Below are 15,133 nucleotides of genomic sequence, written 5' to 3'. Positions count from 1 at the left end.
ATCGCCGAACTAGTTTACTTCCAGATATGAGCCGAAATCATTGCCCTTTTGAGGGGTCAGTGAATCAATAATATGCAAAATGGCAAGGGAACCCGGCACGTTCGGATAGATATCCGCAATGCGGAACGCCGGGTTTAACTGATTAAAGACACGGTCGATCGCCCGTTCCCAGTGGTCGCGGAAAATATCGATCGACAGGCGTGGGTTGGGAAGGCCGGATTCCGGGTGCTCGGGCGGAAGGTTGGGATCCCGGTCGATGACGCTGATATCCATGCCGTCCAGCAGCGCCTTGACCACATCGTAGGGCTGTACGACGCGCTTTACACGGCTGGTGGTTTCGAGCTGATAATGCATGCGACTCAGTATCTGGCCGAAAAAGCCATATTCATTGTCGGCCCCGCCACTGGTGCGGCTGAAATGCTCCCAGGTAAGCCCGGCGAACCCGTCGAGAATAATCTCGTTGAGGCTGCCCACATAAAGGGTGGCCAATGTCCCGGCATTTTCCACCACCGCCTTACCAAACAAGCGCTGCAGGACATGGTCGCTGGCATCCGACGGTTTATGTACACGGACAGTTGCATATAAATCTTCATGTTGGGCTAGTTCTTGCGCCATAAAAAGCCTTTTGGGACGGTTCGCCGCAGCTTACCTCTTAATTTTTTAAGTTTTGTTAAGGTGATTAATTATTTTTAAGGCTCAAAATGGGCCCCTTAAATTGACATGCGGGCTGGTTGCACCTATCTAGCGAGGCAAACTGTTTGAAAGACTCGCCCTCATGGTACTTGCCCTCGCCAAAAAGATCTTCGGCTCTTCCAACGACCGGATTGTGCGCAATATGCGTGCGGATGTGGCCCGGATCAACGCATTGGAGCCCGAGTTTGAAAAGCTCAGCGACGAGCAGTTAAAGGGAAAAACGGCGGAATTCCGCGCCCGGCTGGAAAAGGGCGAGCATCTGGACGATCTGCTGCCGGAGGCCTTCGCCACGGTGCGCGAGGCGGCCAAGCGGGTGTATGGCATGCGGCATTTCGACGTGCAGCTGATTGGCGGGATGGTGCTGCACCGGGGCCAGATTTCCGAAATGAAGACGGGGGAAGGCAAAACGCTCGTCTGTACCCTGCCCGCTTACCTTAACGCCCTGCCCGGCAAAGGCGTGCATGTGGTGACGGTGAACGATTACCTGGCCAAGCGCGATGCCGAATGGATGGGTGGGATTTATAACTTCCTGGGCATGAGCGTGGGCTGCATCGTGCATGGGCTGGATGACGCCATGCGCAAGCATGAATATGCGTGCGACATCACCTATGGCACCAACAACGAATACGGGTTCGATTACCTGCGCGACAATATGAAATACGACCTGGAGGACATGGTGCAGCGCCCGTTCCACTTCGCGGTGGTGGACGAGGTGGACTCCATCCTGGTGGACGAGGCGCGCACGCCGCTGATCATCTCCGGCCCGACGGAGGATAATTCCGAGCTGTATGTGAAGGTGGATGCGGTTATCCCCAAGCTGAAGGAAGGCGATTTCGAGGTGGATTTGAAGCACCGCAGCGTGACGCTGACGGAGGAAGGCTCCGCCCATATCGAAGAATTGTTGAAAAAAACGGGGATGATCGACCCGGAATCCAACCTCTATGATCTTGAGAATGTGACCGTGGTGCACCACGTGAACCAGAGCCTGCGCGCGCACAAGCTGTTCTCGCGCGATGTGGATTACATCGTGAAGGATAACAAGGTTATCATCATCGATGAATTTACGGGCCGCATGATGGAAGGACGACGCTATTCCGAAGGGCTGCACCAGGCGCTGGAAGCCAAGGAAAAGGCGAAGATCCAGAACGAAAACCAGACGCTGGCTTCCATCACGTTTCAGAATTACTTCCGCATGTATCCCAAGCTTGCAGGCATGACCGGAACGGCCATGACCGAGGCGGCGGAGTTCATGGACATTTATAAATTGCCGGTGGTGGAAATCCCGACCAACGTGCCGGTGAAGCGTGCGGATTTCGACGATGAGATCTACCGCACGGCCAAGGAAAAATACGACGCCATCATCAGCGCCATTGAGGATTGCCACAAGCGCAAGCAGCCGGTGCTGGTGGGCACGGTGAGCATCGAAAAGTCGGAAATGCTTTCCGATATGCTGAAGAAGCGCAAAATCCCGCATACGGTGCTGAATGCGCGCCATCACGACAAGGAAGCGCAGATTGTGGCGCAGGCGGGCCGCCTTGGCGCGGTGACGATTGCCACCAACATGGCGGGCCGGGGGACGGACATCAAGCTGGGCGGTAATATGGAATTCCGCCTGGTGGAAGAGCTTGCCAAATGCAAGAGCGATGAGGAAATGAAGGCCGCCGAGCCCAAGCTCCGCAAGAAGATCGAAGCGGAAGTGGAAGCCGAAAAGCAAAAGGTGCTGGAAGCGGGCGGGCTGTTCATCATCGGTACTGAACGGCATGAGAGCCGCCGCATCGACAACCAGCTGCGCGGCCGCTCCGGCCGCCAGGGGGACCCGGGGGGCAGCCGCTTCTATCTGTCGCTGGAAGATGATTTGATGCGCATCTTCGGTGCCGAACGCATGGATGTGATGCTTCAGCGCCTGGGCCTGAAAGATGGAGAGGCCATCACCCACCCGTGGATGAGCAAGGCGCTGGAAAAGGCGCAGCAGAAGGTGGAAGCACGCAATTACGAGATCCGCAAAAACCTGCTGAAATACGACGATGTGATGAACGACCAGCGCAAGGTGCTGTATGAGCAGCGCCTGGAAGTGCTGGAAACCGACGACCTGGCGGATTCGATCGTCCAGATGCGGCATGACATGGTGGAGCGCCTGGTGGCGGCCGCCATTCCCGAGCGGTCCTACGCGGATGTGTGGGATGTGAACGGGCTGACGCAGGAGGTGTTCCGCGTATTCTCCCTGCATCTGCCGATTGCCGACTGGGCGCAGGAAGAAGGCATTGCCGACCGTGAGATTGCCGAACGCATCATCCTGGCCGTGGATGGGCTGATGGAGATGAAGGAAGAAAAATACGGCGCGGCCATCATGCGCGAGGCGGAAAAGCGCGTGCTGATTCATGCGCTGGACAGTTTGTGGAAAGAGCACCTGCACACGCTGGATCATCTGCGCCAGGGCATCAACCTGCGTGCCTATGGCCAGCGCGACCCGCTGAACGAGTTCAAGCTGGAGGCCTTCTCCCTGTTTGAGACCATGCTGGAGCAGCTGAAGGATGTGGTGACGGCCCGCCTGGCGCGCCTGGAAGTGGTGACCGAACGCATGGAGGAAGCCCCAATGCCGCAGGTATTTGGCGCGGCGAGCATGCACGAGCATCATGGTGATTTCGGGCCCGACGACATGGAAGCGTCAGAAAAGCCGAAAACCAGCAAAAGCCGCAAAAAAGGCAGTGCTTCAAGCCAGACGGCGGACGCCAAAGACCCCGCCACCTGGGGCCGTGTGATGCGCAACGAGCCCTGCCCCTGCGGATCGGGCAAGAAATACAAGCAATGCCACGGGGTGCTGGCTTAAGCCTGCACGTCATTGTGTCATATTTGGCTGCTAAGCCCGGGTTATTCCAATAACGGGCACGCATCATGGATTTCGTGACGATTGATGAGGATGGCAGGCTCTTCCTGCTGCAATGCCTCACCCGCGCCATTGCGGAGATGAGCGCTTATGTGGATGAGCATGGCAACCCATGCCCGCTGCATGCCGCCGTGCCTGTGCATGTGAATCCGGAAGAGGGCGTGGCGGGTGCGGATGATGCGTGCGTGTATGTGGTGAAGGACGCCCTTTATCCATCTGATTTCATTGCCGATGCCGACAGGCATGCCATTCTGTTTCCCATTGAGCTGGTGGATTTGCTGACGGAACGTCAACTGACCGCGCTGTTCATTCACGAAGCGCGGCATGATGACAGGGCACAGGCCGAGCAGCAGAATGAAGTGGAGGCGATCAACTTACGGCTGGAGAAGCTGGAGGCCTTACCGGCCATCGCCCGGTGGCCGCTTTTTCTTTATCTGGAAGGGCTGGTCGACCGGTCGCGCAGGATTGTTTCCTCCTTTGAGGAGGATAGCGATTATGCCGTGTTCAGGTTGGGTTACGGGGACGACCTCATTTCCGCGCTGATTCTCATCAAGGCGTTTGTGCATCAATATTGCTACGACATGCCGGTGGATTTTGACCTGTTGCGCCCGGCGGAAACCGTGCGCATGCTGGATGCGCCGCCTCTTCCCTATCAGCTGCTGCTGCAGGAGCGCATGGATGCGCGTATCCAGCGACTCTCCGTGACAGGAGAGCTGGAGGATTCCCTCAGCGAGCGCTGCCAGCGCGCCTTGGAGCCTCATGAGAAATATTATAACACTGGCGGACGCATGAAACTTCTGGCACGTTTTGAAGAGGAACGTGCAGCAGGCCATGAGGCCGCCGAAACACGCAGATAGCATCAGGAGCCTTTGCATGATCACCATCTACCATAACCCGAATTGCGGAACCTCGCGCAAGGTATTGACGATGCTTGAAGAAGCCGGTCACAGGCCGAAGGTGATCGAATATCTCAAACATCCCCTGGACTATGAGGAGCTTGAAGCGCTGGTGAAAAAGATGGGCGTGAGCGCGCGCGACATCCTGCGCGACAAGGGCGATTTGTATGAAGAGCTGGAGCTTGGCATACCGGGATTGCCGGACAGGTTTTTGCTGGAGGCGATCGAGGAGCATCCGTCGCTGATGAACCGGCCCATTGTGATCACGCCGAAAGGGGCGAAGCTGTGCCGCCCGGCCGAAACGGTGCAGGAGCTTCTGTAAGTCCGCCAGCAGCATGCATATGAGCCATGCCATAATCGCATGATTCACACGCGTAAATGGTGCTAAGGAAAAGATGTTTTTTGCAGTGCGGCATCCGCCGGTTTTTCATGCGTTGCGCCTGCTAACCTTTCGTTAGGAGCTTTGGCTCTACACCTTGTCTTATGGCTGCGTCATGCAGCGACAATACAGAGCCACGTATCAGCCATGCCAGTATCCAAGATTACCAAGATGCTGTTCGGCCCGCCGCGCAACCCGATGGACAGGCGTGCCCGGCACAGCATGACCCTGGTGGCGCTGATGGCATGGATCGGCCTGGGGGCGGACGGGCTGTCTTCAGCCTGTTACGGACCGGAGGAAGCGTTCGTCGCGCTGGGCAACCACACGAGCCTGGCCATTTACCTGGCGCTTGCCACCATGCTGACGGTGGGCATTATCTCGCTGGCTTATACGCAGGTGATTGAGCTGTTTCCCAATGGCGGAGGCGGATACCGCGCGGCGACCTCGCTGCTGGGCAATGGGGTTGGGTTGATTTCCGGTTCCGCGCTGGTGGTGGATTATGTGCTGACCATCGCCATTTCGGTGGCCAGCGCTACGGATGCGCTGTTTTCCATGATGCCCTTCGGCTGGCACGGGGCCAAAATGCCGATGGAGCTGGCCGCCATTGTGGTGCTGGCCTGGCTGAACCTGCGCGGCGCGAAGGAATCCATCGCCGTGCTGATGCCGATTTTCCTCAGTTTCGTCGTCACGCATGCCATTTTGATTCTGGTGGGCGTTTTTGCGCATCGCGAGGGGCTCGGCAACCTTGTTTCCGACGCGGTGACAGACACGCAGGGCCTCAGCCAGGAAATGGGCTGGATGGTGGTGGTGGCGCTGTTTCTCAAGGCATTCTCGCTGGGTGGGGGTACCTATACCGGGCTGGAGGCCGTTTCCAACAACGTGCAGAACCTGGCCGAGCCGCGTGTGACCAGCGGCAAGTGGACCATGGCGCTGGTGGCCTGCTCGCTCGCCTTCATGGCCGCGGGCATCATCATGCTTTACCTGCTGTGGGACGTGAACAAGGTGCATGGCGAAACGCTGAACGCCACCGTGTTCAAGCGCATCATGGACGGGTGGGAAATCGCCGGGGTGCAGATTGATGGGGCGCTGCTTTCCATTGTGCTGATATGCGAGGCGGGGCTGCTGCTGGTGGCCAGCAACACAGGATTTCTTGCCGGGCCGCAGGTGCTGGCCAGCATGGCGACCGACCGCTGGATGCCGCATTTCTTCAGCTCGCTTTCCAGCCGCCTGGTGGTGAAAAACGGTATTGTGCTGATGGGGCTGGCGGCGATGGGGGCCATCGTGATTACCGGCGGGGCGGTGCATGTGCTGGTGGTGCTTTACTCCATCAACGTGTTTCTTACCTTCTCGCTCGCGCTTGCGGGGCTGTGCGTGCACTGGATACGCAGCAAGGATGCGCCGCAGCGATTTTTGCGGCTCGGCATCGCGGGCACGGGGTTTGCCGTTTGCGCCACGATTTTTGTGGTGACGCTGGTGGAAAAATTCAGCCATGGCGGCTGGATCACCATCGGCATCACCTCCAGCGTCATTATTGTGGGCTGGCTGATTCACCGCCATTACATGCGCGTGTATGAGGGCATTTTAGACCGCGAGGTGGAATATGCCCTGCCCGAGCATGACGAGCTCGCCCCCGCCCCCAAGGTCAACCGACAGGCGCGCACGGCAGCCGTGCTGGTGAGTGAATGTTCCTCCACGGGCGTGTATGCATTCCGGCAGATACAGCGCATGTTCCCGGGGACGTTCAAGAATTTCGTGTTCATCAGCGTGGGCGAAGTGGGCTCCACCCATGTGAACGAAGAGGATAACCTCAGCACCATGCAGAAAAGCGCGCGCGGCACATTGAAGCGCTATGAGGATTTCTGCCACCGGCAGGGAATACCGGCGGTGTCGTATCTCGGCTATGGCACCGACCTGGTGGATAAGCTCACCAACCTGACCAACCGCGTGTCGCGCGAATTTCCCAATGTGGTATATTTCGGCACCAAGCTGGTGTTCGACAACGAGAACCCGCTGACGCAGATCCTGCATAACCAGACGGCCTATATCCTTCAGCGCCGGTTGAATGTGCGGGGCGAGAGCATGTTGATTCTGCCTATGAAGGTCTAAGACCTTCATAGGCAGTTTATGTTGGCTCGCGCTGCTCGCTATCACGCGCCAATAAGGCGCGGGCCCTCAATGGGCCAGTCGCTGCGCTCCACTTCTTTATTGGCTCGCGCTGCTCGCTATTACGCGCCAATAAGGCGCGGAGTGCGGTCGCACCCAGTCGCTGCGCTCCAGTATGGTTTTAGGCGTTTTTGGTGACCAGTTGTTGCTGGGCCTGTTGCTGGTCCTTGGCGTTGCCGGCGATCACCTCGTCCCATTTGCCGTGTACGAGGGCATCGCGTTCGGCGCGGAAGGTTTTCATGTTGCGGTCGGGCTGCACGCCTGCCGACCATGCCGTGAGGCCGAGGGTCGGGGATTCGTGCGCCACGGCGGCCACGCCGGTATCCATGTCGATGAAGGGGTGACTGGCGATAAGGCCGGTCATCCAGGTGGCGGCGCCGCCATACATGAGCTTGATCTGTCCATTGAGGTTCTTGAACAGGTGCAGCAGCGGCGGGATGGATTCCAGCTCACGCGTGACGACCGCAGCATGGGTTTTAGTCACGTAAGAGCCACTGTCGATAGCAAAAGATAAGTGACCTTTCACGGCTTCAGAATCATTCAACGCATCCCCCACGAAGCCAGGCAATATGCCTGTGGCTTTATCACGATCAAGAATAGCCGCCTTTTCGCTTCCGGTGGCGTTGCTATAGACCAGGGCGGGGTCGATATTGAGCTGGCGGGCGATCTCGCTGGCATAGGCGGGGGAAGAGCCGGTGATGATGCCGACTTCAATGCCCATGGCCTTCAATGCATCCACCGTAGCGGCGGCATGTTCGCGCACATGGTTGCCGAAGCCCATCACGGCCCAGCCGTCTTCGCTGTCGAACAGCAACACAGGCTTCTGATGGGCTGCTTCCATCGCATCCAGCTGCGCCTGCACGCTGGCGGGCATGGGGCGGTGACGGCCGACTTGTTCCTGCACGTAATCAGGGCGACCGGCGATGACGGTGTGGCCATCGAAAATGGCTTTCATGCCGCGGCTGCCGGGGTCGGCCTCGAAGCCGTTATTGTCGCGCAATTCGTTGTAGGCGAAGCCTTCGATATTGGCTTTGGCGTAATCCACAATGGCGCGGGCGTTGGGGTGGTTCACCAGCGTTTCGGCCATGCCGAGACGCTCCAGCATGCCGGGGGAAAAGGTTTTGGCGTTGCCTTGCTGATCGAAGGCGGCGGGGGTGCCGAGCACCTGCAGCCGGTCATCAGCCAGCGTGCCGACGATGTCGAAATACATGCGCTTGACGTTGGGAAGGGCCTCGGCCTTTTCGTGGTCGTTGATGTAAATGCCCTCTTCCGCGGCCAGGCGACCGGTGGTGGCCTTGCGCACCAGCGGCGCCGCACCCAATGGGCATGGCGCGCCCTTGACGATGAGCTGCAGTGTCTTTTCAATGGCCTTGCCAAGACCGTGACCATGATGGAGCGCATGAATGAATTGTGCGCCAGCTGCTCCCAGCAGCCCGAATACATACCAGTTTGTTGCTTTTTCAAACCGGCTTTCGGTTATGGCAGCAGGTGCATCTTCAATTTTGGTGATGAGGCTTTGCAGGCGGGATTCCTGCGGGCTGGCGGTCAGCTCCACGGTATAGACGCCTTCTTTGATCATGGAGCCCTGAAGAATGGGCTTGCCGGGCTGGATGACGGTGTCGAGTTCATCGCCCGTGTGCATCTGGGTGTTGACGTAGCCTTTGCCGTCGACTTTGCGGACCACGCCATCCGCCGGGATGGCCTCGCCCGCGCGCACCATGACGACGTCCCCCGGATGCAGGGTGTGGGTGGAGCGCGTCACGAGCTTGCCGTCTTCCAGCACCTGAGCCTCTGTCGGCAGGGTTTGCTTGAGGGCCTCGAGGGCCTCGGAGCGGGACATGACCATGTCTTCCGTGGCGCCGGAACCGGCGAAAAGCGCCGTCAGCAGGGCGGAGCTGAAAAGGAATTTGCTGTTATCCGTGCCCAGGCCGTAGGACCAGAGGGCGCCAGTGGCGGTGTTCATGGCGAAATCGGGGATGTCCATGCCGCCGATCTGGCCGCCATGCTGATGGCCTTCATGGCCGCCATGATGATGGTCGTGACCGTCTTCTTCATGTTTGTGAAAGCGGGCTTCCAGGCCGGAGGTCTCGTACCAGTCCGGCCCGAGAATGCGTTCGATCATCGGCAGGGTGGTGATGAGGTTGACGGCTTTTTTGACGATGGAGGGGGCGTCCTTCAGCACGGTGCCGGTGGCGATGGCGCCCAGTGCACCCATACCGGCCAGACCGGCGATGCCGCCGTAGCCGAGCTTGGCTTCTTCGGCATACCAGGGGCTGGAAAGGAAAGAGGATGAACGGAGGTTATTGGCGAAATTCTGCACGCCCGGCGCGCGGTTGAACAGCGGCGAGGCCAGCAGCGACAGCGGCGTGTTGATGAGGGCGCGCGCGGAGTTGGTGATGACGGAGAAAACCTGCATGAACTGGCTGCGGGCTTCCTCCCGCGCGACGATGTCGGTCAATGGCGGTTTTTTCGCATGATCGTGATCGTGGTCGTGGTCGTGATCGTGATCGTGGTCGTGGTCGTGATGGTGTGGTTCGGTCATGTTATCCGCCGGGGGATGGTCGCAACGGGCCGTTGCAAAGGAATGCTGCCCAAAATTTACAAAGCCAATGTGACAATGATGTGAAAAGCAGTAAATTAAATGAGAGTGATTTGCAATATCGCCGTTAATGAATTTAGATTCCGGCTTTGATTGTTTGAGAGGCCAGTTTTTGCTATGACAGCCTCAACATAAGGAATTCCGCCCGCGCGAGGCATTATGAAACCAGGTATCCGCAGCATGACACCCCCTACCCTTTCGCCCGGCCAGGCCGATACCGAACAGCTCCTTGCCTGGGGACGCGCCGTGCTGGAGCAGGAAATAGAGGGCCTCAAGGCGCTGGAAAACGAGCTGGACCACCATTTTACCGACGCGGTGCGGCTGATTGCCGAGGCCAAAGGCCGCCTCATCACCAGCGGCATGGGCAAAAGCGGCCATGTGGCGCGTAAGATGGCCGCGACCTTCGCCTCCACCGGCACGCCCGCCTTTTTTGTGCATCCGGGCGAAGCCAGCCATGGCGACCTGGGCATGATCATGCCGGGAGACGTGGCGCTGGTGCTTTCCAATTCCGGCGAAACGGCGGAACTGCACGACCTGATCACCTATTGCACGCGCTTTTCCATCCCGATGATCGGCATGGTGCGGCGGAAGAGCTCCGCCCTGGTGGATGCCAGCCGCGTGGCGCTGGTGCTGCCGGAAACGCCCGAGGCAAGCCCGGTGAAAGCGCCGACCACGTCGACCACCATGATGCTGGCGCTCGGCGATGCGCTGGCCGTGGCGGTGATGCAGCTGAAAGGCTTTTCCACCGAGGATTTCGGCATTTTCCACCCGGGCGGCAAGCTGGGCAAGGCGTTTGTGCGCGTGCAGGACCTGATGCATGCCGATGACAGCCTGCCGAAAGTGAAACCGGCCGCGCCGATGAGTGAAGTGATTGTAGAAATCAGCCAGAAAGGCTTCGGCTGCGCCGTGGTGGTGGACGGCGACCTTGATGGTAGGGGGGGCCATATTGAAGGCATCATCACCGATGGCGATTTGCGCCGCCACATGGGCGAGCAGCTGATTAAGGCGAAAGCAGGCGACGTGATGACCAAAGGGCCGCGCACCATCCGCCCGCAGGCGCTGGCGACCGAAGCCCTGGCGATTATGAACGAGAAATCCATCACCTCCCTGCTGGTGGCGGAGGACGGCGCGCTGAAAGGGCTGGTGCATATCCATGACCTGCTGCGTGCGGGCATTGCATAAGGTAATGGCGTGAACGAACCGCTGCGCAAGGAACCACGCGAGGATAAGGGATGGGACGAAGAGCCTTCCCTGCTGGATGAGCTCGGGCTTTCGGCCTTTATTCCCAAACCGCGCGCGAATGTGGGCACTATCGGTGTGCGGCGCAAGGTCATCAAACTGGTGAAGCTCTGCCTGGCGCTGGTGGCGGCGGCCACACTGGTGGCACTCGGCTGGGTGGCCTACAGCGAGCATGACAAGAACCGCTTCAACCTCGCCTTCTCCTCCGTGGAGCATAAGGAAGGCACGCCGGTGATGGTGAAACCCAAATTCGAAGGTGTGGACGCCGAAGGGCAGCCCTATGTGGTGACCGCGGCACAGGCGAAACAGGCCTCGCCAGAAATGGCGGAACTGGTAACCGTGCAGGCGGACATGAATTTGAAGGACGGGCACTGGGTTTCCGTTTTGGCGAAAACCGGGGTCATCAAAATCAAGGAAAAGAAACTCACCCTCAATGGCGATGTGCAGCTGCATTATGACAGCGGCATCAGCTTTTACACCGAGGAAGCATTCGTCGATGTGGCCAGCAACCATCTGCACGGCGACAAGCCGGTGCAGGGACAAAGCCTGCAGGGCACCATCCGCGCCGACGGCTTTGACCTGAGAAGCAAGGATGGTATCATCCGCTTTGCGCCCAATGTGCACGTGACGCTTACTATGGATGGGAATCAATGAGCTATAAAACCCGCATGACCGCCCTGGCTCTGGCCGCCTTTCTGGCCGGAACGGCACAGGCACAGTTTCCCGGTGCGCCGGGTGGCAAAAAGGGCGATGACAGCAACAAGCCCATCGAAATCACCGCCGATCAGTTGGAAGTGTTTCAGGATAAGCATCAGGCCATTTTCACCGGCAAGGTGGTGGCCGTGCAGGGCGAAACGACCATCAATGCCGACAAAATGGTGGTGCTTTACCGCGCACCGGATGACAAGGCGGCCGCCACCCCCCCCGCCAAGGACGCACAGGCCGCGGGCGGCGATGCGCAGCGCATTCAGCAGGTGGATGTGGAAGGTAATGTGCTGATCAGCACGCCCAAGGAAAATGCGCGCGGCCAGCGCGGAAGCTATTTCGTGGAACAGAAGGTGATGCGCCTTTACGGCGACGTGGTGCTGACGCAGGGGCAGAATGTGCTGAAAGGCAGCGCATTGGAATATAACACCGCCACGGGCTACAGCCGCGTGGTGAGCGGCGGCAGCCCGGCGGCCAACGGCGCCAAAGGCGGCCGGGTGAAAGGTCTGTTTGTTCCGCAATAGCCTTGCAGGCCCCGAATAGGCTTGCCAGAGAGGCTGGCGGGGTTTAAGTAAACCGCCCCATTACCATTTTGTTATCCAAGCGCATAAAGGTTGCGGCTTGGCGCCGGGCGTTCCATACTATGTCCATGATCAGAGATATCCTCGATGTGCTCGCCAACAGGATGGCAGGCAGCTTGAAAGGCAAGCCCAAGCGGCGCAGCATGGAAGAATTGCTGCGCGAGGAAGAGGATAATCAGCCGTTCGCCGCGCCGCATGTGCGCACCGCACCGGCGAACAAGCCATTTCAGGCCAGCCCTCAGGCACGGGCGCGTGTGACCGGCAACGGGTTCGCCATGCCTATTCACGCGCAGCCCCAACATCCCCAGGCGGGTGCGATCCGTTCGCCGGCGTCTAACCCCTCCCAGCATTTTCAGCCGGAGGTGATTGCCGGGCGTTCGGGGCTTTGTGTGTATAATATCGGCAAGCGCTATGGCACGCGGCCGGTAGTGCGCGACATCTCGCTGGAAGTGCAGCGGGGCGAGGCGGTCGGCCTGCTCGGCCCCAACGGCGCGGGCAAGACGACCAGCTTTTACATGATCACCGGGCTCATCAGGCCGGATTACGGCGCCATTGCGCTGGACGGGCATGACATCACCAAACTGCCCATGTATAGGCGCGCGCGGCTCGGCATCGGCTATCTGCCGCAGGAGGCGTCGATCTTTCGCGGGTTGACGGTGGAAGACAACATCATGGCGGTGCTGGAAGTGACGGAAACCCGCCCCGAAGTGCGCCAGGCCATGCTGGAGGAGCTGCTGGCGGAATTCTCCATCAGCCATTTGCGCCATACGCCCGCCATCGCCCTTTCCGGCGGCGAGCGCCGCCGTGCGGAGATCGCCCGCGCGCTGGCATCGCGTCCGTCCTTCATGCTGCTGGACGAGCCGCTGGCCGGTATCGACCCGATTGCGGTGAACGATGTGCGCGAGATCGTCAGCCACCTGAAGCATCGCGGCCTCGGCGTGCTGATTACCGACCATAATGTGCGGGAGACGCTCGATATCATTGACCGCGCCTACATCATCCATGAAGGCACGGTGCTGATTGAAGGATCACCGCAGGATATCGTGAATGACGCGGATGTGCGCCGCGTGTATCTGGGCGAGCGGTTCAGCCTTTAGACGCGATAAAAGGCTGGGGATTCCTGCTGCACGATGGCGGCATCCACAAGCTTGGCCGTGCCGGGTTCAAACCGTGTCAGCGCAAAACCGCCGATATGGCGTTCATTCTGGGCCAGCAGGTCAGGCAACGTATCACCCAACGTTTTTTCATCACCCAGCAAGATGTTCTCTGCATTGAGCGTCTGGCCGGATTCGCTGTTTTTATACAGCGCCTGCACCGCACCTGTCAGGCCATGAAGACTATGGTTTAGGTGGTCACGCGGTGTGGGAGCCAGCTGAACCGGCGTATAGCCCAGCAACACGCTGGCGGTCTCCTGTTTCCATTGCCAATCCCTCAGCATGCCTTCGATATCGATGCCGCACTCTGCAAAGAGGGACCGAAGCCTTTCCGAATCCATCACATTATATGCCTGCGAGTCTGTATCCTGCTCGATATATTCATCGGAAAGCTCCATCAATGCCTCATAAAATAATGGAGCCGCATTCTTGAGGAGTAGCATCATCGTTAAAATAACGGGCGTATTGTCGTTGGAGTTTCTCCCTAATGCGCTGGCGATTTCGCATTCCTTGTCCGTCAAAGTAAAATCATGGCCAACGGTCATTTATCGCTCCGGTTATTTATTCAGCAAGGTGGATGTATCAAACAGGGTTTGGGTGTGCTCACCCGTTGCCTGCTCGATGATGGGTTCGTCCTTTTTCATCAGCGCGCTTGCCTTTTCCCTGGTGGCGTCGTTGATGATGGCGAGGTTGAGGCGCAGGGCCTCACCCACCTCGTTACTGCCCATCTGATGCAGGAAATTGATTTTACTGCCCTGGCGCGCGGCGGCATAACCGGCGCTGGCCAGCGTCAGCAGGGCATCGGTTGCGGCAATACCGCCCGCAAGCACCGTGCCGATGCCGCCGGAGAATAAACCCAATGTTGCAATGCCCGCCAGGCCCAGCGCGCCATAGCCGCTCATGCCCATTTTCTCATTGGCCACGGCTGCGATGGCATCTTTCATGCCGAGCAGGTAGCGCTCCATGGTGCGGTGAAATTCCACGCCTTCCACCGCGCCGGGATTTTGGCCCAGTTTTTCCAGGTCGGCACGGAGGGTGGAAAGCTGCGCTTTCGCTTCCTGCACATTCTTATACTGAAACGGGGCCTTGCCCTGCCCGCGCGTTTCAAGAAAGGCAACCTGCTTCTCGCAGCTTTCCTTCATCAGATCGAATATCTGGTCCACATTCTCCGCGTTCAGCGCCACACCGCTTTTCAGCAGTTCCACATAGGCCTTCAAAAGGGTGCGGTTGGCCGTGGTGGCTTCCGACTCGCGATACTGGTTATAAGTCTTTTGGGATGGTGACGGCATGGCGCACTCATGGTAAGGATAGATACTCATACCTGCTCAACATTACAGATTCGTTAAATAATTAACCATGGCCGAGCTAAAACTTCAGCAAAAACAAGCACAACAGCTGGTGATGACTCAGCAATTGCGCCAGTCCATCGAGCTGTTGCAGATGAATTCGCTGGAGCTGGAAGCCTTCGTGGCCGGGCAGCTGGCGGAAAACCCCATTCTGACCAACGATGCCGAGGAAGGCTGGGAGAGCAAGGAAAGCGGCGGTGAGGGTGAAGCGTCCGGCGAGAGCGAGGCGGATGGCGGGGACGATGCCTATGACGGCGACGACCGCAGCTATGACGACTGGGAAGTGGATAGCGGCACCAGCGGCGCCAATATGGGCTATGGCGATGGGGGAGATGCGATGGACCCGCTCTCCCAGCAGGCCAACCCGAACCCAAGTTTGAAGGACCATTTGCGCAACCAGTGGATCATGGAAGTGGATGAGGGCACGGCGCGGATGATCGGCCTGTATCTCATCGATACGCTGGACGACAAGGGTTATCTGGGCGAATCGCTGG

The 15,133-nt window shown here is 58.8% G+C and carries 13 protein-coding genes; 9 read left to right on the top strand and 4 right to left on the bottom strand.

The features are described 5' to 3' along the window. Nucleotides 1-9 precede the first annotated feature (9 nt). Nucleotides 10-615, bottom strand: a complete 606-nt coding sequence (locus tag GC177_02215; GenBank protein MBI1274770.1) for a hypothetical protein — start codon at nucleotides 613-615, stop codon at nucleotides 10-12. A gap of 160 nt (nucleotides 616-775) precedes the next feature. Between GC177_02215 and secA the strand changes: the two genes are divergently transcribed. From secA to GC177_02195, 4 genes are all read left to right on the top strand, one after another. Then, a complete protein-coding gene (secA, locus tag GC177_02210) occupies nucleotides 776-3,520 on the top strand; it encodes a preprotein translocase subunit SecA (protein ID MBI1274769.1) in 2,745 nt (914 codons plus the stop codon). Nucleotides 3,521-3,585: 65 nt separating this feature from the next. Further along, a complete protein-coding gene (locus GC177_02205; protein MBI1274768.1) occupies nucleotides 3,586-4,434 on the top strand; it encodes a hypothetical protein in 849 nt (282 codons plus the stop codon). Nucleotides 4,435-4,450: 16 nt separating this feature from the next. After that, nucleotides 4,451-4,795: an arsenate reductase (glutaredoxin) gene (gene arsC / locus GC177_02200; protein MBI1274767.1), complete on the top strand. Its 345-nt coding sequence runs from the start codon at nucleotides 4,451-4,453 to the stop codon at nucleotides 4,793-4,795. A 204-nt stretch (nucleotides 4,796-4,999) separates the two neighbouring features. Continuing rightward, a complete protein-coding gene (locus tag GC177_02195; GenBank protein MBI1274766.1) occupies nucleotides 5,000-6,958 on the top strand; it encodes an amino acid permease in 1,959 nt (652 codons plus the stop codon). Nucleotides 6,959-7,136: 178 nt separating this feature from the next. Here the strand turns inward: GC177_02195 and GC177_02190 are convergent, their stop codons facing one another. Continuing rightward, complete coding sequence (locus GC177_02190) at nucleotides 7,137-9,557, bottom strand: HAD family hydrolase (GenBank protein ID MBI1274765.1); 2,421 nt, start codon at nucleotides 9,555-9,557, stop codon at nucleotides 7,137-7,139. 216 nt (nucleotides 9,558-9,773) lie between these two features. Here GC177_02190 and GC177_02185 point away from each other — a divergent pair, with 216 nt between their 5' ends. The 4 genes from GC177_02185 (at nucleotide 9,774) to lptB (ending at nucleotide 13,236) form a co-directional block, all read left to right on the top strand. Continuing rightward, nucleotides 9,774-10,796: a KpsF/GutQ family sugar-phosphate isomerase gene (locus GC177_02185; protein ID MBI1274764.1), complete on the top strand. Its 1,023-nt coding sequence runs from the start codon at nucleotides 9,774-9,776 to the stop codon at nucleotides 10,794-10,796. 9 nt (nucleotides 10,797-10,805) lie between these two features. Beyond that, nucleotides 10,806-11,507, top strand: a complete 702-nt coding sequence (gene lptC / locus GC177_02180; GenBank protein ID MBI1274763.1) for an LPS export ABC transporter periplasmic protein LptC — start codon at nucleotides 10,806-10,808, stop codon at nucleotides 11,505-11,507. Further along, a complete protein-coding gene (gene lptA, locus GC177_02175) occupies nucleotides 11,504-12,082 on the top strand; it encodes a lipopolysaccharide transport periplasmic protein LptA (GenBank protein MBI1274762.1) in 579 nt (192 codons plus the stop codon). The genes lptC and lptA overlap by 4 nt, the downstream gene beginning before the upstream one ends. Nucleotides 12,083-12,243: 161 nt before the next feature. Further along, entirely contained in the window at nucleotides 12,244-13,236 is a 993-nt protein-coding gene (lptB, locus tag GC177_02170; protein ID MBI1274761.1) for an LPS export ABC transporter ATP-binding protein, read from the top strand. On the opposite strand, the gene GC177_02165 is transcribed toward lptB, so the two are convergent. Next, nucleotides 13,233-13,838, bottom strand: coding sequence for a hypothetical protein (locus tag GC177_02165; protein ID MBI1274760.1), 606 nt, complete (start codon nucleotides 13,836-13,838; stop codon nucleotides 13,233-13,235). The two genes, lptB and GC177_02165, sit on opposite strands and share 4 nt — an antisense overlap. A 12-nt stretch (nucleotides 13,839-13,850) precedes the next feature. Then, entirely contained in the window at nucleotides 13,851-14,582 is a 732-nt protein-coding gene (locus tag GC177_02160) for a hypothetical protein (protein ID MBI1274759.1), read from the bottom strand. A 67-nt stretch (nucleotides 14,583-14,649) separates the two neighbouring features. Here GC177_02160 and GC177_02155 point away from each other — a divergent pair. Beyond that, on the top strand, nucleotides 14,650-15,133 hold a 484-nt coding region (locus GC177_02155), incomplete at its 3' end, for a hypothetical protein (GenBank protein MBI1274758.1).

This window comes from bacterium, assembly GCA_016124905.1.
Taxonomy (GTDB): domain Bacteria; phylum Pseudomonadota; class Alphaproteobacteria; order Rickettsiales; family RI-342; genus RI-342.
Note: the sequence above shows the minus strand (reverse complement) of the source record. Positions and strands in the feature narration are given on the sequence as shown.